This is a genomic window from Elusimicrobiota bacterium, assembly GCA_016706425.1.
GTDB lineage: Bacteria > Elusimicrobiota > Elusimicrobia > FEN-1173 > FEN-1173 > JADJJR01.
On sequence record JADJJR010000001.1, the window covers coordinates 1 to 23052 of the forward strand.

A 23052-nucleotide genomic window follows, 5' to 3' on the forward strand; every position below is an offset into this window, starting at 1 on the left:
AGATTATCAGATTCTATATCAGATATAAAAACTATTAGTTGGTTTTATGTGTTATCCGGCCCCATACTGGAAGTGAGAGGCGAACCCACCCGCCCTCCGACACCATGGGCTGCTCGATTTCCCCGGACTTCGGTCCGAAAGGCGGTAGCCATATGAAACGATCCATCCTCGCCGGTCTGCTCTTCTTCCCGCTCATCCTCCTCGCCGACACCTGGGAACAGCGCAACGCCGACCGGCACGTCCTTACCCTGTCCATGGAACAGGACGTCCAAATCTTCACGGACTTTACGCGAAAAACCAAAGTTCGCTCCCTGCACAAGATCCAGAGCCCTGAAGCGATCAAGAATGGGTTCGGCGAGTTCCAAGATGAATACAACCCCACCTTCGAGAAACTGACGATGTCCGCCGTGGTCATCACCCCGGAAGGCAAACGCATCCACCACAATAAGGTCCAAGACAAGGCCCGCTCCGGAAACAATGCTGTTTATGACGACACCCGCGTGGTCACCCTCACGGTGCCCAACCTCACGGTGGGATCGACCGTCGAGCTCAGGATCGCCTACCACAACTTCAAACCCCGCGTTCCCGGCCAGATCGAGCTTTTCCACCAAATTGAACCCTCGGGCGAAGCGAAACGGGTCCGCTACGCCGTCACCTGGCCGCAGGGGATGGACCTCACCTTCCTGCCGTCAAACGGGCTCGCACCGGGAAAGTCCACCGTCACAAATGGGAAACACACGCTGGAATGGGCCTTTAACGACCGGGATGAGATTCCAGATGAAGACTACACGCCCCCCGTGGAACACCTGGCAGGATCCATGTCCATTTCTAACTGGAAGGATTGGTCCCAATTGGACGCCTTCTTTGCACCGGTGGTGGGCGAATCGGCCAAAGTCACGCCCCCCATCCAAAAGCTGGCGGAGGAAATAATGGCCAAATCCACTTCCACCGCCGATCGTATTCAAGGGGTCTTCAACTACATCGACGACAACGTCCGCTACGTCTCCATGAACCTGGGTCAAAACGGCCTCACCCCACATCCGGCAGAGGAAACCCTCAAAAACCGCTACGGGGACTGCAAAGACCGCACCGCCCTCGCCATCGCGCTATTGAAAGTGCTGGGCGTCAAAGCCTATCCCGCCTTGGTGGCCCCCACCCTGCCGGAGATTCAAGACGCGCTTCCGCGCTGGGGTTATTTCAACCACATGATCGCCGCGGTGGAACACGGCGGGCTCTACTTCGTGGAATCCACCGACAACAACTTCCCCTACACCGAACAGCACCCCGGCCTCAACGGCGGGCAGGTTTTCCTCATTGACGGCAACGGAGGCAAACGGATCACCCTCCCCACGGAAGACTTATCAAACCCCGGGACCTGGACAACCAAGCGCATTCAGCTCAACCCCGACGGTTCCGGCCGGTTGGAGCACACGGGGATCCTTTCTCGCAAATCCTGCCCCGGTGTGCGTCAGGGCATTCGAGCGATCGAGGCCATGCCCAAGCCGCTGGCTGACAAATCGAAGCAGGTCATGTTGGCGGCCATTCATGCTGGCATTCAGGACGGCGCCATAGAGTTCCAGGGTGTGGACCAACGCTTCGGGCCTATCCAAACCCGAATTACCGGAACAGCCCCCGGGCTTGCCCAGAAAAACGGCCCGTTTCTGGTCTATGCGTTGGAGGTCGAAGACCGCATGGAAAACTTCCCCGATTCCCCCCGCGTCCATCCCCTCTGGTTTACCGTTACCGACTACGCCCACACCGAAACCGTGGTCCAGCTTCCGGCGGGGCACAGTGTGGTCCACCGCCCTCGCAATTTCGACATGAAAACCGACGGCATCCGTTTCAAACGCGCCTGTAAGCTGGAGGGAAATCGCTTCACCGTGATCGAGGACCGCTGGCTAACGCCCGCCCGCCTCCCCGCCACGGAATACCACCGCCTTCGTCAATTCCACCAAGAGCTAAAGAACGCCTCCGAAGACAACCTTATCCTGCGCAAGACATCGACGAAGGAGGCGCGCAAACCCTAACACCCCCCCACCGGGCCCAGTTCAATGGGCCCACGGGACGGGGGCTCGACAACCTGTGAGACTCAACAACTGAAACGCAGGAGGTCGTATATGAAAACCGAGAATGAAGGAAAGCCGGAAAAACAGGAAACAGAGCGGGAGAACAACCTCCACCTTGTCATCAAATGCCGCGACTCCATGCTGGAGGTGATCCGTCTCACAGGCGAAACCTTGAAATTGAACAAACAAATCGCCGAGCTCGAAGAAGACATTGAACGCTATGAGAAAATCCTGGACTACATCATTGCCGCCCCTCCTCCCGCGCAGTAGGTACGGTTCCATTGGTTCAAGGCCCAGGGCACCGGGCCCGCCGACAAGGAGGTTGAAACGGCACGCTGACCCGCGTCTCGCAAGCTGTTTAAAGATGGATGTAATTCAAAAGAGGAAAAGGAGGTCTGCCATGAAGAACATTGTCGCAGTCCTGCTGTTGTCTCTCTCCCTGTTGGGATCGGCGCTGGCCTACGGGACGTCATTCTCCGATGGCTGGCGCGATGGCTACATTGAGGGATATTGCTACCGCGAATACGCCTGCATAACTCCCTTGGTTCCTCTAGCCCCGATCCCGGAGATAGGGGAACGGACCTACATGGACGGCTATAAACGCGGGTTTCTGGATGGCCTGCACGCACGCAGGTAGTCGCCAAGGCGGGGTCGCGTGGCATCTGAAACGCAAATATTCGAAATAGGAGGAACCCTGACGCGCTCGAGCGTTCTTTGCCAATCCCGTCCGGGCCCAGCCCATCGGGCCCGGAGGGTGCGGTGTTTTGAATAGATTTGAAGGCGGGAACTGAAGCCAAATCAAAGGAGGTTCGTCATGGCACATTTTAATGATCCACAACCGGAGCTGAAGCCCTTTGGAAAAACATGGCCCGCCCTGCGGGTATTGTTCCGGCACCAGCCCATTCGGAAGGATCTCTATCAACGGCAAACCCTTTTTAGGAGACAACGGCTCTGCCGACCTCTCCTTTTTTATGGGAGACGCCCACTCCAGGGGGCGTGGAGCGCCCCGCGATCCCGAGCAGGCCTTTCTCTGGTGGCGTGACGCGGCGGAGCGGGGCCACGTTCAGGCGATGATCACCCTGGGCATCATCCTGACGATCGGATGCGGCACCCCCAAAGACAGGGACCAATCGCGATATTGGCTAAAACGCGCCGGCCGGGAGGGCGACAAAACCACCCGATCCATGTTGGCGAAGGCCTACGCGGAGATGAGACGAAATTTGCGGGGACGGAAATGGGAATAGCACAAAGGAGGCATGTCCAGCCAATATCAATTAGCAATTTTCCGCCCAAAGGCCAAGGGCCCGCCCAAGAACCCCCACCAAACGCCCCACCCCCCCCCCCGCAGGCCGCCCCGAGGCTCCGGTATCCCCCAGGCCCAACGGCGGCTGACTATGGTCTTGCTTGGCCGGGGCGTCCCCCGCCAAATCCCGTTGGGAATCAAATGGTTCTCCAGGTGGGCCCGGCAAACGTTCCTGCCGACATGCCCCTAAATGGCAAAAAGCGTGGGGGCCCTTTTCAGGATTACCAGGGAACCATCGGCCTTAAGTTATTGACGGATCACCGTCCATCTTTTCAAACTCTAAATTAAATTCACAATCACTCATCCGCCCTTGATAAATTGAAACCTTCGGATTTGTTGCCTTGGCAATAGCAATGATCTCATCCTTGTCTATTACTGACATTCGGCAGCCGAGGTATACCGAATCAAATACTTCTGCATTTTTGTGTTCTAGATATATCCCACGACTATTTTTTTCATTTGGTTGCAACGGTAAACTGATGCGCCATTCCTTCTCATAAGCCCAATCAATGTGTTTTGTAAATATGAGGGGGAAATAGAGTCTCTTGAAATCCGGCTCTTCTTCACCAGTCATCTCTCGCACCCATCGATCAAGGGGTGTAAACGGAGGGAACTCTTTCGAATATTTTACCGGCATTGCTATAAGAAAATTATCGTCAATTTCCTTCATACATTTTAAACCGAGGACAGCTCCTCTGTGTTGGTCAGCGTAGTGAGACCACATGACAATATTGTCCTTGATCTCCGAAAAACAGATTGTACGTGATTGATTTATGAATGCCAGTGCAAATCGCCTGAAAGTACTTTGATTTTCTAGAAACGGTAACTTATCCTGCGATGACAAGACGGCTTCGATGACCTTGGTTCTAAACTTTTTAATCTCCTCGACTGGTAATTTACTCCGAACTTGAACTAATTTCTGGCGCATTTCTTGAAGCATGGATCCGAGATTCGTCCTTACTTTAAAATGACAGCCAGTCTCACCGAACATAATCCTATCGAATGTATTGGAAAGTTCAGCGAGCATGTCCTCTTTGTTGAATTGATATTTAAAGCCCGTATTATGGTCGAATGGGTCGTTAAATAATCCGGGTTCCTTCCATTGCAGCTTTCTGCTTTTTAGGATTTGTTTTGCTGCGCTTGTATCCACATACTTAAAGAAGTGCGTTTTGTCATGCCTCGATAGCATCAATGCATCCAATGTTCAGCATTCCACACTGCTTATAACTCAGAATCAACCCTGTATCCATTTTAAGGCCTCATTGCTTTTCCGCCTTGATTGAAGCACAACCAATCGCCATTAAACTTCATCGGCAGTGACAGCCACGGCAAATGGGACGCCAAGCGCTTGAAAGTGCTTCTCCCCGCAACGGACTTTGTCGGCCTCGGTGGTTCGGAGTTTAAGAAATTCTTTGGTGCCCTTGGTTTCCTTGACCATATAGATCGTGTCGCTGTCGTGTTTAACGATGGCCCAGTCGGGGTTGTATTTTCCAACGGGGGTATCGATTTGGAACCAATCGGGGAGTTTGACGAAAAGGCGAATGTCTTCCCGTTGGTCCAGTTTTTCGGCAAATGTTCTTTCGATCTCGGATTCGTAAACCACCTGCTCATAAATTGATTTTTTGACCGGTAGGGACGTCAAATAGTTCACCAGCTCTTCATTCTTGAAGAGAGCCATTTCCCATTCCGCCTCCGGCCCCGGGCCAGCCAACCGCTCGTATTTGATGCCGTCAACGCAAAGACGGTGCAGTTCGGCCTTAATGATCATTGCCACTTTGTCCATGAACCGTTGGGGGTTAACGAAAAAATCCGTCAATCGGCTGGACTCTTTCAAAATCCTGAAAATCGTTCCCCGGGTCAATTCGGTTTCGTTTTGTAGATAGCCCAGAATGTCCGGAATTCCCCCTGTGTGTTTCACCTCCTCCATGGACGCACTCAAGGCCTTTGCGCCCACGCCAGCTTTAGTCACCTCCAGCATCCCGGTGGTCAAGTTGATGCGCGCGGGCTCAATGCGCTCCATGTTACGAATGGCGCTCACAGTTTTTGTCACCAACTCCTCTGTTGTAAATTCAACGCGATAGGTCGTCTTTGGTTTGATCCTCTCCCAAAGGACTTTAAACTCGGGGCTTAGCGCGATATCCTTCCGAAAACGATTTGGCCCCTCGTCCCGTTCTTTTCGAATGTGGCGGCTCATCTGGTAGCCCGCCAAGAGGTCTACCACTGCGGGAGCCAAATCCGCTAGGTGTTCAGGTAGGTTTATTTTGAAATCTTTTCTTTTTGGGTCAAAGCTCGGTTGAAGCCGCCCTTCGGCATCAATAAAGCCTCCCTCCAACAACACCTTTTGAATTTCCTTGGCGACATCAGGCCCCACGGGCCGCTCTTCCCCATCCACAATTCTGACCATCTTGGCAAACACCGTTATAGGAACCTTGCCAAAGGTCACGCCGCAATCTTCCTCATATTCCGTCTGAAGGGCGCGGGCAAAGTCTTCGTAGCTTTCGTTGGCCACGACCAACAGCTTGTTGATGGATTCGTCTATCACCCGCGCCCCGGTTTGATCAACGGGCAAACGGAGGCCGCGCCCGATCTCCTGGCGTTTGCGCAGGGCGCTCCGGCTTTCGTTTAGCGTGCAGATTTGAAAAACGTTGGGGTTGTCCCACCCCTCGCGGAGCGCCGAATGGCTGAAGATAAAGCGCAGGGGTTCATCCATGGAAAGCAGTCGTTCCTTATCTTTCATGATGAGGTTATAAATCTCGTCATCGTCTTTAGTATCACCCCGGGTGTCTTTTAGCACCCCCTTTTTGTCTTGGGCAAAATACCCGTTGTGAAGTTTGTCCACAGAGAGGCGCAACCAATCCAAATCTTTGAATCGGTCATCCTTGGCAAATTCCGCCAAACATTGCTCTACGGCCAGGGCCAATTTCCCCTGAACCGGTTTCCCCTCGGCATCGTAATCGCGGTAATTGCTGACCCGGTCAATGAAAAACAGGCTCAATACCTTGATCCCCCGGCTGCGAGTTTGAAGTTCCTTTTCCAGGTGCTTTTTGACCGTGTGCCTAATCTGCAACCGCCAAACATCATCCCTCAAGCCGCCCCGCTCCTCCCCCTCGCGCAACACTTCTCCGTTGCTAAAACGAATATAGGCGTTTCCCGGCTCAGCATTGATCTCCACCACTTGGAACCCGGAGCCGTAATTGGCCCGTTCTTCCGACACGGTGTAAAGGTCGGTCCCTTTCTTTACGTAAAGGGATTTTTCAACAGGGCCATTTGCTGTCTGCCGGTGAAGTCGCACCTTGGCCCGAATGCCCTTTATGTTATCGATCTTTTCAACGCGGACAAAAGCGTCATTTGAGGCCCCTTCCGGCGCGGCGTTTGCCACAACTATCTGCTTCACCAATTTCAATTCAAAGGCCCGTATCGGATCGAGGCGGTAAATCAGGTTGTAAGGGTTTCGATGGGTGGCCGAATAACGCAGGGTGCAAAGGGGGTTCAAGGCTCGGATCGCGTCCTGGGCCTTTTCCGTGTTGTCCACACTTTGGGGTTCGTCAATAATGACGATGGGCCGGGCGGCTTGGATAAACTCAATGGGTTGTCGGCCCGACAGGCGGTCACTTTCTTTGTAAATGACGTTGCTTTTCTTCTCTTCGTCCGTCCCAGCAAACTTTTTCCGAAAGGCATCGATGTTGATGATCAGGATTTGCAGGGCGTTACTGACGGCGAATTGGCGGAGTTTGTTGATCCGCCTAGCGTCGTAAACAAAATGCTCGAACGGCAGATTGTTGTAGATCGCCTTGAAATGTTCGCCAGTTATTTCGATGTTTTTAAGGACGCCCTCCCGGATCGCCACGCTGGGAACGACGATGATGAATTTTTGAAATCCATACCGTTGAGAAAGTTCAAAAATGGTCCGCAAATAAACGTAGGTTTTGCCTGTCCCGGTTTCCATCTCGATGGAAAAATGGGGGCATCGCCTTGGGGCTCCTTTGGTGGCATCCACTAATTCCCAAGACTCTAGGGGCTTACCGCCATCAACTTCCAAATCATTGCGGGTTTGGACCTTCCGAGTATTGGCCAGCAGTTTGTCTTCGGCCAGAATGAGCCGGTTCCCCAGGCCAAGCTCGGTCTGCGTTTTGCCGCTAAAGAGCCCTTCGCCTTCTTCCTGGTGAATAATGCTGAAATCCGGTTTCTCATTTGGCTGGCCGTCAAACAGGTCAACCACCGAGGCCACGGCGTCCAGTTGAAATTGCTGGTTGGGGTCGAACTGTAATTTCATCAGACAGTTCGGAAAACGATGTTGCGGTCCTTGAACGTTTGGACGGCATTGGCCTTAAGCTGATCATTCCCGGCGAACCCCTCATCCAGGCAAACCACCCGTTCGGGCTTTTTATCCGCCATGGCGCGAATCAACTCAAGCGTCAATTGCGGCTCAAGGCAGATCAACAGGGCCCCACCCGCCGCTGAATGGACTGACTTTCTCGCCAAAGACAACTTCTCAATGGGCGTGGCGAGCGGGAACCCGCTCTTCAATAGGATTTCAAAAAGAATGTCGTCCTGGGTCCGGTTTTTGCGGACGTGGTTGATGTGCAGTTCCATCTGCTTGGTGAGTTTTGTCTGGCTCCCTTGGGAACCGGCACTTTCCCAGGTTTTAAAATTGGATTCCGCCAATTTAAAAACCTTAAAACCGCGATCCTTTTTTTTCCCATCCAATCCCAGCTTGTCTTCGTCTTCTTTGTTCAGCTTCTTGATGACCCTGCGGACGCGCTCTTTGGTGATGTCTGCGATCGTTTTATAACCGGCTTTGAATGCCTCGCTTTCCGGGCCGCAGGGTTCGGGTAGCTGGACAAGGATGAATTTGCGATTGCCGTTGTCTTGTTTGTTAAGGTCCAAAACAGCGTGACCCGTTGTTCCGGAACCCGCAAAGAAATCGAGAACAATGTCGCTTGAATTTGCATTTCCGATTTTTACCAACTTCAAAATCAATTCTATTGGCTTTGGAAAGTCGAATGGGGGCTTATCCAAGTTACTAAACAGTTCCTTCAATTCCTTCGTTCCATTTGCAGTTGTGCCAACATCATCCAACCAACTCACACATTTAGCAAATACTTTGTCATCGCTCTTTGGTTGGAAAAGTTTTTCATACAAAATCCATTGATCCCCTGAAGCAACAAATTCGACATTCCCATGTTCAAACTCCTGTTGCATCCTTTTTTTTGACCATCGCCAGCACCCAGGCTTCCCGTTAGGCAACATTGGAAAAACCTCTTTTCCATCAGGAGCAACGACTGAATAATATAGATTCGGACGATCTTCTTGGCGGCTATTTGCCCCCCATTTCCTTGCGAGCTGGGTTTTGTAGTGAAGTTTTTTTGTATCATCCCACTTAACAAACCCTTCCATGGTTCGTGCTTCTCCTCCGACGACAAACTCCTCTAAAGATTTCCCATAAGCAAGAACATACTCATGGATTTGCGCAACGTATTTTGAATCCTGTCTCCCTCCACGGCCCTTCCAAGGCAAGCATCCTATGAATTCATTTTCCCCGAACACCTCGTTGCATAATTTTTTCAAATTATCGATTTCTGTATCGTCAATATTTATGAAAATTATCCCGTTTTGAGCCATTAAATTCCTAGCCAAGTATAGCCGCGGATACATCATTTTCATCCACTTCGAATGATACCGGCCGTCCGTGTCGGTGTTTGTCCCAAACCGCTTCCCTTGGGCGTCCAATTGGCCCGTGTATTCCAAATAGGTTTGAAGGCTCTCGGTGTAATTGTCGGGATAAATGAAATCGTTGCCGGTGTTGTAGGGCGGGTCGATGTAAATCATTTTAACTTTGCCCATGTAGGACTTTTGCAGGAGCTTCAACACTTCCAGGTTATCGCCTTCGATGATAAGGTTTTCAGTGGTGTCGAAGTTGACGCTTTCTTCCGCGCAGGGCCGCAGGGTGCCCATGCTGGGGGATTGAATGGTTTTGAAGCAATCAGCCTTGCCGGGCCAGGTCATGCCGTAGCGTTCTTTCCCCACATCCACCGTTTCGCCCAGAGCAAGCTTTAATCGGTCAAAATCAATCTTACCCCCCTCCGTTCGGATTTCCGGCAATAGCCGCAACAGCTCCGCCTTCTTATCTTCCGCAATGGTGTGCGACCTCAAATCGAGTTTCTCTGGTTCCATTTTATGGCTCCTTAATCCAAATTGGGCAATCCTTCCAGTTGGCGGGAAATCCCATTTCAGCAAGTGGAATGTCGGGATACCGTGCCATCAAATCCTTTAAGCGATCGGCCCACCGGCTTTGTGGGGCTATCCTTTTGAGCAAGAACATTAAGATCGTTAATACCCCAAATATTTTGTCGTTGGCGACAGCAACAGGAACATGCCATTCCGACCCGTGCTTTTTGTGCGGGATGAAAGGGCGGATGGCCAAGGTGCGGTTCCAGAGCCGTGAATGATGCGCGCAGATATTGCGAACGTAGTTAAGCGTCAACAACCAGCTTTCCATGACGGGAGAGATAACGCCAAAGACTCCCGCCAAGGTCTTCTTGTCCTCTCGTGGTAAACGTTGAAACATGGAAAGCACGTTCCCCAAGGTCATGATTTCCACCGCCATCCAAACAGGCAAATTTGCCTCGGATGAATAACGACTGAAAAAGTGCCGGACGAATTCTTCTTTGCTTTCAGATGCTATTTTTCTAAGGCGGAGAACAAATTCGTCATGGGAGTCCATTAAGCCCTTCCGATTAGCCAGCGCGCAAGGAAGGATATTTCGGAGGAACCGCTTAGCATGGAACTTTGCTACCGATAAGATGTTCGTGTTTGGCGAGAAGGTTGCACGATCCAGATAGCCAAAGGCCCCGTGTTTGCTGGCATGGAGTTCCGCCATCCGGGTGCGAAAAGCGACCTCCACCCGCTCCACGGCGTCCATGACCAACAAGCGGAGTTGGCGGTCGAATGTGTATCGATTCCAGACCAGGTCTAGGGTGGTACCGGGCCGCAAAGTCTCATCGGTTTGCCTGAAGGGAATCCAATACGCGCTTAGGCGGTAATAGTTGACCACCCGAAGCTTTTCGATCAGGTCCTGTCTGTTCTGGACGCCAAGTCCCCGCTGAATGAGTAGGTCGGCTTGTTTTTCGAAGGTGAGAGGGGGTTTGGAATATTTCAACGAGTCCCCCTAAAAAAAGAAACCCGCCACAGTTGAGCTTGCCCCTTACGGGGTAGAGGCCTGGCGGGTTTGTTAGCCATATTATACCTGATTCCGACAGAAAAACAAGGGTATCGGGTCCGATCAGAGAAAACAGAGAGCAGGGTCATTGCACTTCCCATTGGACGGTAAAGAGTGTTTGCCTATCAATCCTTTGTTGAAGCCGCTGTGAAATTTCGTCCAGCAACCGGTCTTTGGCGGTTTCGATCTCCTTAACCCCCGCGTCAAAGGCGCGCCAGGCCTCGGCCCGTTTGGATTCCATCTGCCGCAGGTTTTTCTGCAACTCCAGTTTGTCCGGCAGAGTTGGCGCCAGGCGGGCCGCCCGTTTGGCTTCTTTAATGGCCTCATCCTGTTCTTCCAACGACAATTTTAGCGCATCCCGACGGTCTTCGGCCCACTTGTCCAGCTTGTCCATTTCCGTTTCGAACCAATGCCCGTCCCGGCGGGAAATGGTTTCAAGGCGTTGTTTAATTTGGGTCGCGACCATCCCTTCAAGCGCCTTCTCCATTCCATTGGTGGATATCACCTCAAATTCATCGCCGGGGAGATCGAATAATCTTCGGCATTGGTCGTTTTCCAGGGGCTTTCCGTCATCGGTTTGCCCGGTAAAAACAATGTGGTCCTCGGTCTCCAGGGCTGTAATCGTCAACTTGACGCAGGTCAGCCATCCCGCTTTCCCCATAAGGGGCTGGAGCGCGGCGATATTCCTTCCCCACCTGGTGTAATAAAGCTTAATTCCACCGATCCCGCCCCCTGCCTTGGCGGCCTTTTGGATAACGCGCTGAGCCAGCGGGTGCCCGACACGAAAAAGGTTCTCATCGTTCCCGCTTTTTCCCATACGGTAGGGACCGGGATGAATGGGCTCATCTGGGAATGGGTTTTTCGCGAGAGTGAAACTGTATTCCCCCTCGCTGAAGCGTGCGTAACCCGCCAGGACATGGCGGGTGAGTCGCCAGAGTTTTTCGCCAAATCTTGAAAGGGTCTCGTGGCTTTGGAGCTTAACCTTCTCGACAACCTCGTGGTCGAAATTGTTGAGCAGGTTGTCCCGAGCTTCCCGTTGCTTTTCGCCGATTTCAGATGAGAGGTCTTTTTGAAGGGAATCAAATTCCGTTTGTATTTGATCCGCCGTGCGGCATTTTTGGTATATGGCGGCGATGCGTTTTTCAAAATCCACGCCGGATTCAACGGCCCCCAACACATCATCGCTGGCGCCGAACACGCCGTTGAACAGCTTGAACTTTTCCGCGAGCAACTCATAAACCCGCCGGTCCGCGGCGTTTGATTTGTTGAGAAAGTTGACCACAACCACGTCAAATTTCTGCCCATAGCGGTGGCACCTTCCGATCCGCTGTTCGATCCGCTGAGGGTTCCACGGAAGGTCGTAATTCACCACCACGTTGCAGAATTGGAGATTGATCCCTTCCGCCGCCGCTTCGGTGGCGATCATGATGGCGGCATCGTCCCGAAAGCGTTCCACAATGGCGGCCCGCATATCCGCCGTGGGCGATCCTGTTATTCGGTCGGTCCCCGCGTGCTTCTGGAGCCACGCCTTGTATATTTCTTTTGATCGGAGATCGTTGTTTGTTCCGTTAAACAAGACCAACTTCCCTTTAAATTCTGTCCCTTCGAGGATGTTGAAGAGATATTCCTGGGTTCGCCTCGATTCCGTGAAAATGATGGCTTTGGGTTGTAGATTGGAAGCCCCCTTTTCCCCTTGGGCTTTGGCCGCGGCTTCAAACCCCCTTCGGAGGGCTGTTAGCAATACTTCCCCCTTGGAGTTTTTGATAATGGCTTTGGCCAAATTGTGAAACTCTTTCAGTAAATCCATTTCATTCTTTAGTTCCGCCAATTGTTCAGGACTGAGCGTTGCCTTTGCGGGCGGTTCTTCCCCGTCTTCAGACTCTTCCCATTCATCCATGAGCGCGTCAACGGTTTCGAGGTTATCTTGAATGTCATCCGGAGGGCTTTGAACCGGTTCGGCGGCCTTCGCGGCGGCTTCCAGTTTTTTGGCTAACCCTTCCAAGGTGTTTGTGATCGCGAAGGTGGAGGAAGCCAAGAGCTTTCGCAAAATCAGCGTCATCAATTGCCGCTGGCCGGTGGGGAGGGCATAGAGCTGGGGCCTTTGCAGATAATCCGAAACCAGGTCATAGAGCTTCTGTTCTTCGGCCGAAGGTGTGAATTCCTGAACGATGGCAAAGCGGTTGGTGTATTTCACATATTCCAGTACCTGTTTCCGCAGGGTTCGTTTGCAAATGGGTTTAATGCGTTCTTTGAGCTGGTTAAAATCCGCGCCGTCGCCAAATCGCGCATAGCGCGAACGAAAGCTTTTTAAATCCCCAAAGGCATATTCGTCAATGATGCTCACGAGCCCATACAGTTCCAACAGGGAGTTTTGCAGGGGAGTAGCGGTCAACAGGACCTTGCGATAAGGCCCCAGACAGTTGCGAAGCGCATTAGCGATTTTGGATGTGGGCTTGTAAACGTTTCGGAGCCTATGGGCTTCGTCAACGACGACCAAGTCCCAACCCACCTGCCGGATGTAGGCCTCTTTGGTGCGGGCGAATTGGTAGGAACATAGGACGATGGGCTCTTGCAAAAATGGATTCAGATTCCCCGCCGCGATGGTTTCGTTAAAACTTCGATTTTCAAGGATGACGGTAGGCAGGTGAAATTTGTCCAACAGCTCCTGGCTCCACTGTTTTCGTAGGTTGGCCGGGAGGATGACTAGCATTCGGCGTTTTCGTTCCGCCCAAAGCTGAGAGAGCAAGAGACCCGCCTCAATTGTTTTCCCAAGCCCCACTTCGTCCGCCAAAATAGCTCCCCTGGAAAGCGGGTTCCGAAAAGCAAAAAGGGGGGGCGCCTCATTGGGGGTTGGTGTGGGCTAGGGGCCCCGGCCAAGCAAAGCAAGTTTTTCAATGCTGTCGGAAGGAAACCTTTGAAGCAGTTCCTCCGCCAAGAGTTTCCCATGAAAAGATGTGATATTCAAACCAGATGATTTATTTTCGCTCACGCCTATTTCGCTCCAAACACCCGCCGCGCTCCACGTATCGGGTTTTTCATTTGCATTTCAGTCGGATTGGAACTCCCAGAGAATGCCAACCTAATATATCCTCGCAAATCCTTTGTCCAGCAACTCTTGGTTCAACATCACGCCTTCCCGGTAAATGTCGTCTTTGTCCATCGTTTCATCCAGCGAATAGAAAATGTGGCCGAGGAAGCGGCCGTTGATGTCCACCTTGGTGGTGCGGAGCATCACGAAGGGGACGCGGGACAGTTGGTTTCGGACGTATTCGGCGGCTTCGCGGCCTTCCTCTGTGGTGATCTCCGGGCAGTCGATTCCGGCCAACCGGATCCGCTCCTTCTTTTTGATCTCAAAACCGCAATCCACATCAAGCACGATTGTGTCGCCATCCACAATATCCAGGACTGTCGCCTTGAAAACGTATGTTGCACCGGAGGGGCGGGGGAGTTGCGTCACCTTTTTCCCCTTCTTTCCCTCCCCATATCTGTCCCCCTGAACGGCCCTTAAAAGCTGGTCACGGGTCCATTCGTTATTCTCCGCCTGGACCGTATAATATTCCCGCTCTTTGGGATCTTTGATTGTTAATAGGACCCGGTAGTGCGCCCAGGCAAGAACCTCGGTCTCCGGGACGGCCTTGTATGTCTCGTGAAACTGGACACAACGGTAGAGGGTGGTCATATCAGTTTTGATGTCCTTGGCCATCCGTTGCATGACCGACCTTGCATAACCCGCATTTTCAGTCAGTTGTTCCTGCGCGATCCTCCCCCCCATTTCCCAATAGGTTCGAAGGGCCTCCTTCGCAATAGCTCGTCGGGCTCTGTTTTTTCCTGTTTCCCAGATGGTCCGAAGATCTTTGATTAGGCGATCATAGGCGTTGGCGTTGATGGATTTGCCGACGACTTGCACGCTTTTCATTGGCGCGGCTGTTCCTTTTTTCGATACTGCCTTTTTGACGGCACCGTAAGTCTATGAAAATCAGGGCTGATCCGGAGCCCAAAGAACGGAATTCGACTGACTCCCAAAATCGCCCACAAACCCGCCATGTTCCACGTGTCGGGCTTTGTGGGCTGAAAAGCAAAGTCAGAAACGTGCGCGCGCCCAACGGGGTGAAAAGGGGTTGACGTGCCGAGAAACGGAGCCGAATACACCACCACAGCCCTGGGGAGTGGCCACGCGGACGGGCGACCGGGACCAGGGAAACCGAAGCCAACCACTCCCACTAAGCCCGTGGGCGGGGCCGCGGGCCGCGCTCCGGAGCAGGGTTGGGGCGATCAAATCGGAGCGGACAACGTTTCAGTCCCGCGGGCGACGGAGCGGAGCTGCGGCGGCGCAATGGGCCGACGCGGCGGAGCGAACAAAAAGACGACCCAACCAGAGCAAGCGGCGGGGGTTTTTCTTCCCGGGCAGCGAATCAACCGGAGCGGATTTATGACCGAGGCGTGGGAGCCGAGGGAATGGTTGGAGGGCGCTAGCCCGGAAACCAGAACGGATTGACCGGAGCGGTCAGCGTTCAGGTCGCGGGGGCGACGGAGCGAGCTGGCCCCGCGCGCGCTTTTCGGGCGGGGCCGGCGAGCGACCAAGGGGGCGGACGATGGGGCGGCGCGCCGAGCGCCGGGGGTTTTCCCGGCGGGTGGGTTTGGGGTTTTCGGGGACGACAGCCACGGCCCGTCCTTTCGATCCCGAGGCGGCCGCCCCCGCGCCGGGGACTATGCCCCTCCGCTCGCTGTCTCTCTATCCCGTGGAGGATAAATAGAGTGGCCCCGTGTGGCGCCGCGATAGCGGTCGACGGTCAAAAAAAACGGCAGGGGCGCGGCGGAACCTGCCGCAGAGGTTGGGAGAGCATCGCACCCCCCTCTAAACACGCGTCAGTGGGGGAGGCCATTCAAGGCCTCCCCCCTCCCTTCGCAACAGGCCGTCCGATCCCTACAAGGTAGGCCGCAGGTTGTATTCGCCGGTCAGTCGAAAGTGGTCCCAATAGCTATGCCCGGTGTTTGCGAAAAAGATGTCCAGGGTTGGCGGCCAGGCCATGTGCTCCACATTTTGCATTCGTTCCAACTTCAAGGAAGGGCTCGTCTCCATTTCGGGGGCGGGCCTTTCTGATTTTTGAACCGCGGAATTTGAAGCCGTCGTAACGGAAGAATCGGCGGAAGAAATCGGCTCGTTTGGGGCCGCATTTCCGACGACAGTCGCTCCGCACCGAAAGCGGACCGAGATCATCTCCTTCGAATAAAACACCTTCTCGATCCCCTGCCGAACCGCCAACGCTTTTTCGATCCCACCACCGCGCGCGCAACCCCAAAGGGGTGCCCTTCCCCCTGCTTCCCCCATCCCGGCGGGCCGGGGGCCGTCGGTGCCCCACTCCGCCTCGCCCCGGCGGGGCAAGCGGGACAACATCCCGAAAACTATTTCTTGGACTGCTTCGGAGATTTGCGGTCGATCAACTCGTCAATACTGACGTCCAGGACATCCGCCATTTTCACCAGCGATGACATGGCGGGGTCCTTTGTGGTTCCCTGTTCAATTTTTGTCACCACGATCATCGACACGCCCGCTTTTTCGGCGAGTCTTTGCTGAGTCAGTCCCCTGGCTTTTCGGAGCCGACGCAAGCTGTCTGATATGCCCATTGTGTATGCCTATGTGTATGTAGTATTGTTTATGTAGTTACTTTAAATCTTACTCGCATCTTACCGATTGGAGGCTCCCCATGCAAGCCAAAAGGCCGACATTGACCCGTTGCGCGATTTACACCCGTGTTTCGACGGATCAACAGGCGGAGGTCGAGTTCAACTCCTGCGAAGCCCAAGAGGACCGCATCCGTTCTTTCATCGACAGCCAAGAGGGCTACACCGTGGCTCAAGTCTATTTGGATCCCGGCTACTCGGGGGCGAACACCAACCGCCCAGCCCTTCAGACGCTCTTGGCCGATATCGTAGCTGGGCGCATAGATATGGTGATCACTTACAAAATCGATCGACTGACCCGCTCCCCCCGCGACTTTTATCAATTGATTGAGATTTTTGAAAAGCACGGCGTCGGGTTCATTTCCGTTACAGAGCGCTTCGACACGTCCACCCCGGCAGGACGACTGCTCCGCAATATCATGCTGACCTTTGCGCAGTTCGAGCGGGAACTGGCCTCCGAGCGCATCCGGGACAAATGCGCTCAAAGAGCGCAACGGGGGCTCACCAACGGCGGCCTTCCTCCTGTCGGCTATACGAAAGAAGGGGGTCGGCTTGAAATTGAACCAAAGCGGGCCGCCACTGTCCGCTTCATCTTTGAGAAGTACGTGGAGACCCGTTGCGCCCACCAAGTCACGATCGCCCTGCGCGACAAGTGGCACGACCGGCGACTCCCGGATTCGTTTGTCCTCCGGGTCCTAAAAAACCCCGTGGTCACCGGGAAGGTCCTCTACAAGGGGAAACTGTATCCTGGCCAACACAAAGCCATTATTTCAGAGGAGTTGTTCAACCACGCCCAGGCAATTATGGCCGAACCGACGCGAAAATCCCGTCTGCCATCCTCGCCCTACCATGACCTGCCCTATGCCGGGCTGATTCAATGCGTGGAATGCGGGTCCACCATGAGCCCTTCGCATACCGACAAATTACGTCCAACCGGTCGGCAGCGCTATTTTTACTATCGTTGCACCAGTACTAACCACCGGGGATGGAACGCCTGCGGCACCCGTCAAATCAGCGCCGACCGATTGGACGATATGATTTTTAGGAATTTGCTGCGCATTTCAATGGACCCGCTCCATGTAAAAAACCACATGGCCGCCCTCAAAAACGTGTTGCACAATCCCTACCCAAAGGGGATCGAACCACGCCCCCTTTCGGACGCATTGACCCCCGAAATCGCCCAAAAAAGCCTACAGGCATATGTAAAATCGTGCGCGCGCAAAACCGGGATCGAAAAAGCGTTGGCGGTTCGGCAGGGGATCGAGAAGGTGTTTTATTCGAAGGAGATGATCTCGGTCCGCTTTCGGTGCGGAGCGACTGTCGTCGGAAATGCGGCCCCAAACGAGCCGATTTCTTCCGCCGATTCTTCCGTTACGACGGCTTCAAATTCCGCGGTTCAAAAATCAGAAAGGCCCGCCCCCGAAATGGAGACGAGCCCTTCCTTGAAGTTGGAACGAATGCAAAATGTGGAGCAAATTAGAGCGGCCGCCAACTTTTGACCTGTCGATGCCCCATTTGACACATGATTATTGGACGAACTATCGCTTAACGGGGCAATACAACCTGCGGCCCACCTTGTAGGGATCGATCGGCCTGTTGCGAAGGGAGGGGGGGACCCGGTGGGCCCCCCAACCTGCCGCGTGTGTCGGGGGGGGTGCGGAGCTCGACCAACCTTTGCGGCGGGTGTTGCCGCCGCCGTGGCCGTGTTACTTTTCGACCGCTATACGGGCCCTTTTCCACCGCTGAATCATTCGATCCATTCCCCTTTGAAAAGACAGTGGCAAGGGGTTGAGCCTTGCCGCGCAACCTTCCGCCGATGGCGGCGGTGTTGGACGGAAAACCCCCGCGCGATAGCGCGGCGGCCGGGAAAGAAAAACCTCCGGCGGAACAGCGGGAAAAACCCCGGCCGTTGGCCGGGAGAAAGACAGCGCACACTGCGGTTGATCCGTTTGTTGGAAAACCCCCGGACGCGGCTTGCTTCGGTTGGACGCCGAAAAACAGGTGCGCGGGCCGCGCGTCGGCACGAGGAGCGCGCGCCGCCGCCCGGCCCGCTTGGCGTGTGGGCGGACTGGGACGCGGGCCGCTCCGCCTGAAAAGCTGGAGAAAACCGGGCCGCCCCGCGCCCGCAGGTAAAGCGTGCGCGGTCGCCGGGCTTGGCGTGTTGAGGCGTGGGACGCTGCCCGCTGCGCTTGAGCCCCTGTCCACCCTGTGGGCCGCCGCCGGGGCGGAGCCCCGTCGTCGTCCTTGCCTGGCCTGGGGTCAAGGCCTTTGGCCTCGCCCCTCCCATCGGTCGCGCGCAAAAGGTGGGGAGCGGCCAGGCAAGCCCGCTTCGCGGGCCACAGGGCTTTATGGTCGCCCCTAGGGGCGACTATTTGATGTATGTGGTCCAGCGTTTAAAGCAACGCACAACCCGTAACACCGTCGGTTTGTCGTTCTACGCCCGTGGCCCACATACTACCCAAGGGAGTATAACGCGCGGCCTTTTGCGCGGGAGCACATGGTTCCCCTTAATCGTCCTCGGCCCTCCGGGCCTGCGGGTGGTGTGGCGCGGCGGGGCGGCTTCGCCGCCTCACCGCGCCACAGCTTGCGCGGGGGCCGTAATTGGCCCCCCCGCCCCCCACGCGCCGCCTCCTTCCGTTCCCCCCTCCGGTCCCACGACGGTGCTGGGCCGGGTTTCCTGGCCCCGCCCCCTCTCCGGCGGGGCCACACGGCACGGTCCCCGGCCCACCACCTCTCTCCAGTCCGAAAGTTTGTTGGGTGGCTCGCCCGGCGTCGGCTCCCGCGCCGCCAACACAGGGCGGCGCAATCCGCCGCCGGGTATCGCGTGCAATCGGTCGGGGGCAGGGGGGCACTCCCGTTCGGCACTTCCGGCGCGGAGCCTTCCGCTCCGGGGCGCGGGTTGTTTCAGGGTTTCGGGGGCTCGGCGGCAAGCCGTAGAAAAGCATCCGCCGTGCCCCTTCGCTCCGATCCTCTGCTTTCCCTAGCCGGCCCGCCTCGGGCTAGTCGCCCTCGCCGGCCGTAGACGCCTCACTCCCCCCGCGACAGAGTGCCCCCCACCCCCCCAAGTCTTTTTTGTCTTCTCCCCCGAAACCCCTAAAGCCACAACATGCGGGCGCCAACACCCGCGCCCGCCCGCCACCCCAAAAAGCGCATTTACAAGGCTTGACTTCCGACGGGAACGGGTTTAAAATATCCTTGCTTTCCAATACTTTTGAAGGATTCCCCATGCGCCGAGTTCCCTCGCTTGACTTCCCGCTCGGCTCCGCGTTCCATAAGGTTTTAGCTGGCTTCCTCAGCCTGGCCCTCGTCCTAGGCCCGGCCTCCGCTTTCTCTTACGACGACGACCGCTACACCTACACCCCACCCCGCGTCCAGAACTATCAAAACCAATACCGCCCGCAAAATAACTTTTCACCCTCTTCCCAGTTAAACCGCCAGATCAGCAACATGAACTCGGTTTTAACCTTCAAGCAGAACGTCGGGTTCACCAATCCGAAAATCGACCTAAAAACCGACCAACTTTCCCAGGACACGTTTAAACCCAAGATTCTCTTCCAACTGGCCATGGCCAACCCGGTTAAGGCCCCTGTCTTGGGCACAAAGCCCCTTCAACCCATTTCAATCGCCAAGCCCGGATTCTTTGGGGCGGTTCAATCCATTTTCAAAGGCATCGGAGCGGGGTTCCATAAGGTCGGCCAGGCGATTGGGAACGTGGTCCAGCGGGTTTTCACCCGGGCAGACAAGCCAGGAGTGGTCTCTCCCCAGCAGAGAGAAATCCTCGCACAGTTCCCCAACCTCCAACCAACAGGGCCGAATTCCTTTGTCGCCGTGGGCAAGGCCACTGTGGCCTTTGGAAAAGTTTGGGAGCCGGGCTCCACCTTCACCGCCAAGGACGGGAACCTCCAGCTAAACCAAGGCGTTTCCCTGGAATCCAGCTTTGGGGGGATCAAAGACAAGAACGGGGGCCTGCTCCCCGTCCGGATGGCGAACATAGAGGGGGCCATCACGCCCGTGGGTTTGGATTTTGACCGGATGCGCCCCAACACCGTTTTGCAGGTCGCCCATCCCACCGCCGTTGGAGGCTTTGGCACACTCCACCCTGGGGAATTGACCTACCAAGGCCCGGTCAAAGACGCGGCCAAAACGACCATCGGCGGTCGGTTTAACTTTCAAGGCGTGAAAGTGGATCTGGATCACGACGCCGCCCGGCAGTTCGGGGTGGACCCGACCGTCACCATTAAACAAGCCACCTTCACCCTCCAGGCGGGGTTGATGCGGCTCAACAGCGCCCTCTTGGAAAACGGGGACAAGCGCACATTCATCCAAGAGTCCAAACCGCCGTTGGACGTTTCCCAGTTTTCAGAAAAACTTGATTTGCTCGCCAACAACTCACAAACAAACGCCGATGTGCTTCAAAAGACAGAAAAGGACTTTTTCCTTCGCGCCCAAGCCGTGAACGCACAAATCTCCCGATTATCGGGGACAGACAATCCCGACGCGACGATCCAGTTTGGCCTGTCCACGGATTTTTCAAATGCTGTCAAAGATTCCACCGCATTATCCCAATCCTTGACCAAAGCCCGAGAACTCGCCGATAACGGGGATTTCCATGCCGCCGACGCAATCCTTTCCGACGCTTCAGTCAAACAATCCGCCATAGCCAGTAAAATTAATCCCATCCAAACCCAGTCCGTTGCCCTTCGCGTCATTGAGCACGCATTAAGCAATGTCGTCCAAAACGAGGATTCGAAAACTCTTTCCCCGTCAGACTTGGCTGTACTCATTCAAACAGAAATTTCCAAATCGGCCCAGTCCCTCCCCAAAGGGGGCAAGCTCTTTGTTCCAATCTCCGAGGCATTACAACCCCCCACCACCACCCCGAGAGAATCCACATCGGCGCAGCCTCCCAGGGGGGTCATCAGCGGTTTTGTTCGTGTGGTTCAAAATTTCGTCCACGGGTTTGTTGAAGCCGTTAAGTTGCCCATTCACCTCGGGCAACGCGCCGCGCTCTTTTTGGGGAAATTGGTTGACCACACAGGCCGCACCGCTCGACGAACACAACAGCTCGCCGCCGGGGCTATTTTTGGCGTTCTCTCCGGGGACATTTTCGATAGGGCAAATGCAATTAGGTTTGATTTGTACGGCCCTGCAGTTATCACAATTAACGGTATTTTAAACTCAGCGACTCAGGCTTTAGAAATAAGCAACGCTGTTCGGCGGTCGTTTGGGATTAGTGACGCAACCATTGTCCGCAACGACACTCATTATTTCTTTGGCGATTTCTTTCAAATTATCGGCCACGAAACCCTTGGGACCATAGACAAGCCCGCCATTTTAACCGCAATGGCAATTCGCGAAGGCATAAAACAAAAAGGGGAGGTCTATGTTGTCGCCCACAGTCAGGGGACTTCAATTTTTCGGCAAGCCCTTTACCTATTGAAACCCGAGGAAATCAAAAAGATTCATTACCTCGGCCTTGGCCCTGAAGTTATCATCAATTCCAAAATCAATGGGCTCGGGTCGTCAAAAAACATATTCAATCGTTTTGATATTGTGCCTGTGTTCGGGAATTTTCTTGCCGCACCACTCAATTTTGTCCTTCCCTGGCGGGTCGGACGTTTATATGTGAACGAAGTTGATTATCGACGTGAATTTAGGTTTGGTTGGACCCATAGTTTTAGTTATTACAAAAAAAGGATCGATGAATGGGCACAAAGCCAACAGGTTGGTCGTTGAATTTGTTTCGGTATTTCCCCGCGCTGAGCCTTCTGTTTCTTTCCGGCTGTTTTATCAACCGCGATCTAACTCTGGCCCCTCAATTTCAAGGGATCGCTGGCAGCTCTTTTGTTCTTAAAGAGGACGTTCTCGCTTATCATTTCACAAGTGAGCCAAAAAGGACGAAACTTGCCCCGTTTGGGCCTGGAAAAAGCGATCTTCCCTCTCGCTCGGAAATGAAACCCACACCTTTTCGTTATGAAAATCTAATCGTCGAGGAAATTGTCCCAAAGGGCACTGTTTTCTCCGTTACAAATGTCACCAACGATGTTTCTTTCGAGATCTCAATGCTTGTTTACAAAGTGAAAATTGAGAAATCTCAGAACCCAATCTTGCTAGGGAAATCTTTTGAAATCCGAGATCTTCTCTCTGTAAAAGGGGACGAGAGCACCGGCCCCGTTTTCAATCAAGAATTTGTCGAAACCTATAATCCGTTAGCACACTGAAGTTTGAAAAAGAGGGCCTTTGAAGCCAACAAGATGACGAAATGGTCGCCAATATCTTTGGTTCTTTTGATGTTCTTGTCTGGCTGCTTTTTTATGATCGACCGTAATGTCACCAATGATACACGCTTTTCCTCGGTGGTCGGGCAAACATACGAAACCAAAAAAGACCTTATTGCATTCCGCTATCGTGATAAAAAATCCACCGTTTATATCGACGAATTTTCCTCACATAACGGGGGACTTCCTTCAAAAGATCAATTAAAAGAAGGTGTCTACCGCCATGGCGATTACATCATTGAGGGGTTGGTCCCTTCCGGGACACGATATCGTGTTGAACGAATTGTTGAAGAAAATCATTTTGAAGATTCGTTTCTCGGGATCTACGCCAAGATAACCGCTTCGTCCAACAACCGTTTAGATAATTTAAATATAAATGTGTATTGGCTTTTGACAGAAGTTTATCCCTCCGGTGTCCCACAATTTCAGCCCGATCTTGTTTCCTCACCAAAATTGGAAGAAAAAAAGGATGAATAAGTTGAGGCCGTCGGTCTCTCTGTTGGT

At 54.0% G+C, this 23052-nt stretch carries 15 protein-coding genes and 1 pseudogene; 9 read left to right on the forward strand and 7 right to left on the reverse strand.

The features are described from left to right. Positions 1-152: 152 nt before the first annotated feature. The 4 genes from IPI56_00005 to IPI56_00020 all read left to right on the forward strand — a co-directional run bounded on the left by IPI56_00005 (position 153) and on the right by IPI56_00020 (position 3310). Positions 153-2027 carry a DUF3857 domain-containing protein gene (locus IPI56_00005; GenBank protein MBK7544124.1) on the forward strand — a complete coding sequence of 625 codons (1875 nt, stop codon included), beginning with the start codon at positions 153-155 and terminating at the stop codon, positions 2025-2027. Positions 2028-2117: 90 nt separating this feature from the next. After that, positions 2118-2336, forward strand: a complete 219-nt coding sequence (locus tag IPI56_00010; GenBank protein MBK7544125.1) for a hypothetical protein — start codon at positions 2118-2120, stop codon at positions 2334-2336. A gap of 130 nt (positions 2337-2466) precedes the next feature. Continuing rightward, a complete protein-coding gene (locus IPI56_00015; protein ID MBK7544126.1) occupies positions 2467-2703 on the forward strand; it encodes a hypothetical protein in 237 nt (78 codons plus the stop codon). 334 nt (positions 2704-3037) lie between these two features. Beyond that, positions 3038-3310, forward strand: a complete 273-nt coding sequence (locus IPI56_00020) for a sel1 repeat family protein (GenBank protein MBK7544127.1) — start codon at positions 3038-3040, stop codon at positions 3308-3310. A gap of 300 nt (positions 3311-3610) precedes the next feature. Here the strand turns inward: IPI56_00020 and IPI56_00025 are convergent, their stop codons facing one another. From IPI56_00025 to IPI56_00050, 6 genes and pseudogenes are all read right to left on the reverse strand, one after another. Beyond that, positions 3611-4396: a DUF2971 domain-containing protein gene (locus IPI56_00025; protein ID MBK7544128.1), complete on the reverse strand. Its 786-nt coding sequence runs from the start codon at positions 4394-4396 to the stop codon at positions 3611-3613. Positions 4397-4669: 273 nt separating this feature from the next. Then, entirely contained in the window at positions 4670-7642 is a 2973-nt protein-coding gene (locus IPI56_00030; protein MBK7544129.1) for a DEAD/DEAH box helicase family protein, read from the reverse strand. Next, a complete protein-coding gene (locus IPI56_00035; GenBank protein ID MBK7544130.1) occupies positions 7642-9543 on the reverse strand; it encodes a site-specific DNA-methyltransferase in 1902 nt (633 codons plus the stop codon). Before IPI56_00035 ends, IPI56_00030 begins: the two co-directional genes overlap by 1 nt. 1 nt (position 9544) lies before the next feature. Further along, positions 9545-10528 carry an Abi family protein gene (locus IPI56_00040; protein ID MBK7544131.1) on the reverse strand — a complete coding sequence of 328 codons (984 nt, stop codon included), beginning with the start codon at positions 10526-10528 and terminating at the stop codon, positions 9545-9547. Positions 10529-10673: 145 nt separating this feature from the next. Next, positions 10674-13553: pseudogene (locus tag IPI56_00045) on the reverse strand (DEAD/DEAH box helicase). A 114-nt stretch (positions 13554-13667) separates the two neighbouring features. Continuing rightward, positions 13668-14504 (reverse strand): thermonuclease family protein, encoded by an 837-nt coding sequence (locus IPI56_00050; GenBank protein ID MBK7544132.1) that lies wholly within the window; start codon positions 14502-14504, stop codon positions 13668-13670. 676 nt (positions 14505-15180) lie between these two features. Here IPI56_00050 and IPI56_00055 point away from each other — a divergent pair. Beyond that, the gene (locus tag IPI56_00055) at positions 15181-15342 is read left to right on the forward strand and encodes a hypothetical protein (protein ID MBK7544133.1); all 162 of its coding nucleotides are present in this window, start codon (positions 15181-15183) and stop codon (positions 15340-15342) included. Between the two features lie 649 nt (positions 15343-15991). On the opposite strand, the gene IPI56_00060 is transcribed toward IPI56_00055, so the two are convergent. Continuing rightward, on the reverse strand, positions 15992-16213 hold the full coding sequence (locus IPI56_00060) for a helix-turn-helix transcriptional regulator (GenBank protein MBK7544134.1): 222 nt from the start codon (positions 16211-16213) through the stop codon (positions 15992-15994). An 80-nt stretch (positions 16214-16293) separates the two neighbouring features. On the opposite strand from IPI56_00060, the gene IPI56_00065 reads away from it, so the two are divergent. From IPI56_00065 to IPI56_00080, 4 genes are all read left to right on the forward strand, one after another. After that, complete coding sequence (locus IPI56_00065) at positions 16294-17769, forward strand: recombinase family protein (GenBank protein MBK7544135.1); 1476 nt, start codon at positions 16294-16296, stop codon at positions 17767-17769. 1663 nt (positions 17770-19432) lie between these two features. Then, a complete protein-coding gene (locus IPI56_00070; protein MBK7544136.1) occupies positions 19433-22006 on the forward strand; it encodes a hypothetical protein in 2574 nt (857 codons plus the stop codon). Beyond that, positions 21976-22491 carry a hypothetical protein gene (locus IPI56_00075; protein MBK7544137.1) on the forward strand — a complete coding sequence of 172 codons (516 nt, stop codon included), beginning with the start codon at positions 21976-21978 and terminating at the stop codon, positions 22489-22491. The genes IPI56_00070 and IPI56_00075 overlap by 31 nt, the downstream gene beginning before the upstream one ends. A 33-nt stretch (positions 22492-22524) precedes the next feature. Then, positions 22525-23025, forward strand: a complete 501-nt coding sequence (locus tag IPI56_00080) for a hypothetical protein (GenBank protein MBK7544138.1) — start codon at positions 22525-22527, stop codon at positions 23023-23025. The last annotated feature ends 27 nt before the right edge of the window (positions 23026-23052 follow it).

Coding starts and splice junctions, on each gene's coding strand:
- IPI56_00005 (MBK7544124.1), top strand. CDS start 153: ATGAAACGATCCATCCTCGCCGGTCTGCTCTTCTTCCCGCTCATCCTC.
- IPI56_00010 (MBK7544125.1), top strand. CDS start 2,118: ATGAAAACCGAGAATGAAGGAAAGCCGGAAAAACAGGAAACAGAGCGG.
- IPI56_00015 (MBK7544126.1), top strand. CDS start 2,467: ATGAAGAACATTGTCGCAGTCCTGCTGTTGTCTCTCTCCCTGTTGGGA.
- IPI56_00020 (MBK7544127.1), top strand. CDS start 3,038: ATGGGAGACGCCCACTCCAGGGGGCGTGGAGCGCCCCGCGATCCCGAG.
- IPI56_00025 (MBK7544128.1), bottom strand. CDS start 4,396: ATGCTCGCTGAACTTTCCAATACATTCGATAGGATTATGTTCGGTGAG.
- IPI56_00030 (MBK7544129.1), bottom strand. CDS start 7,642: ATGAAATTACAGTTCGACCCCAACCAGCAATTTCAACTGGACGCCGTG.
- IPI56_00035 (MBK7544130.1), bottom strand. CDS start 9,543: ATGGAACCAGAGAAACTCGATTTGAGGTCGCACACCATTGCGGAAGAT.
- IPI56_00050 (MBK7544132.1), bottom strand. CDS start 14,504: ATGAAAAGCGTGCAAGTCGTCGGCAAATCCATCAACGCCAACGCCTAT.
- IPI56_00055 (MBK7544133.1), top strand. CDS start 15,181: ATGGGGCGGCGCGCCGAGCGCCGGGGGTTTTCCCGGCGGGTGGGTTTG.
- IPI56_00060 (MBK7544134.1), bottom strand. CDS start 16,213: ATGGGCATATCAGACAGCTTGCGTCGGCTCCGAAAAGCCAGGGGACTG.
- IPI56_00065 (MBK7544135.1), top strand. CDS start 16,294: ATGCAAGCCAAAAGGCCGACATTGACCCGTTGCGCGATTTACACCCGT.
- IPI56_00075 (MBK7544137.1), top strand. CDS start 21,976: ATGGGCACAAAGCCAACAGGTTGGTCGTTGAATTTGTTTCGGTATTTC.
- IPI56_00080 (MBK7544138.1), top strand. CDS start 22,525: ATGACGAAATGGTCGCCAATATCTTTGGTTCTTTTGATGTTCTTGTCT.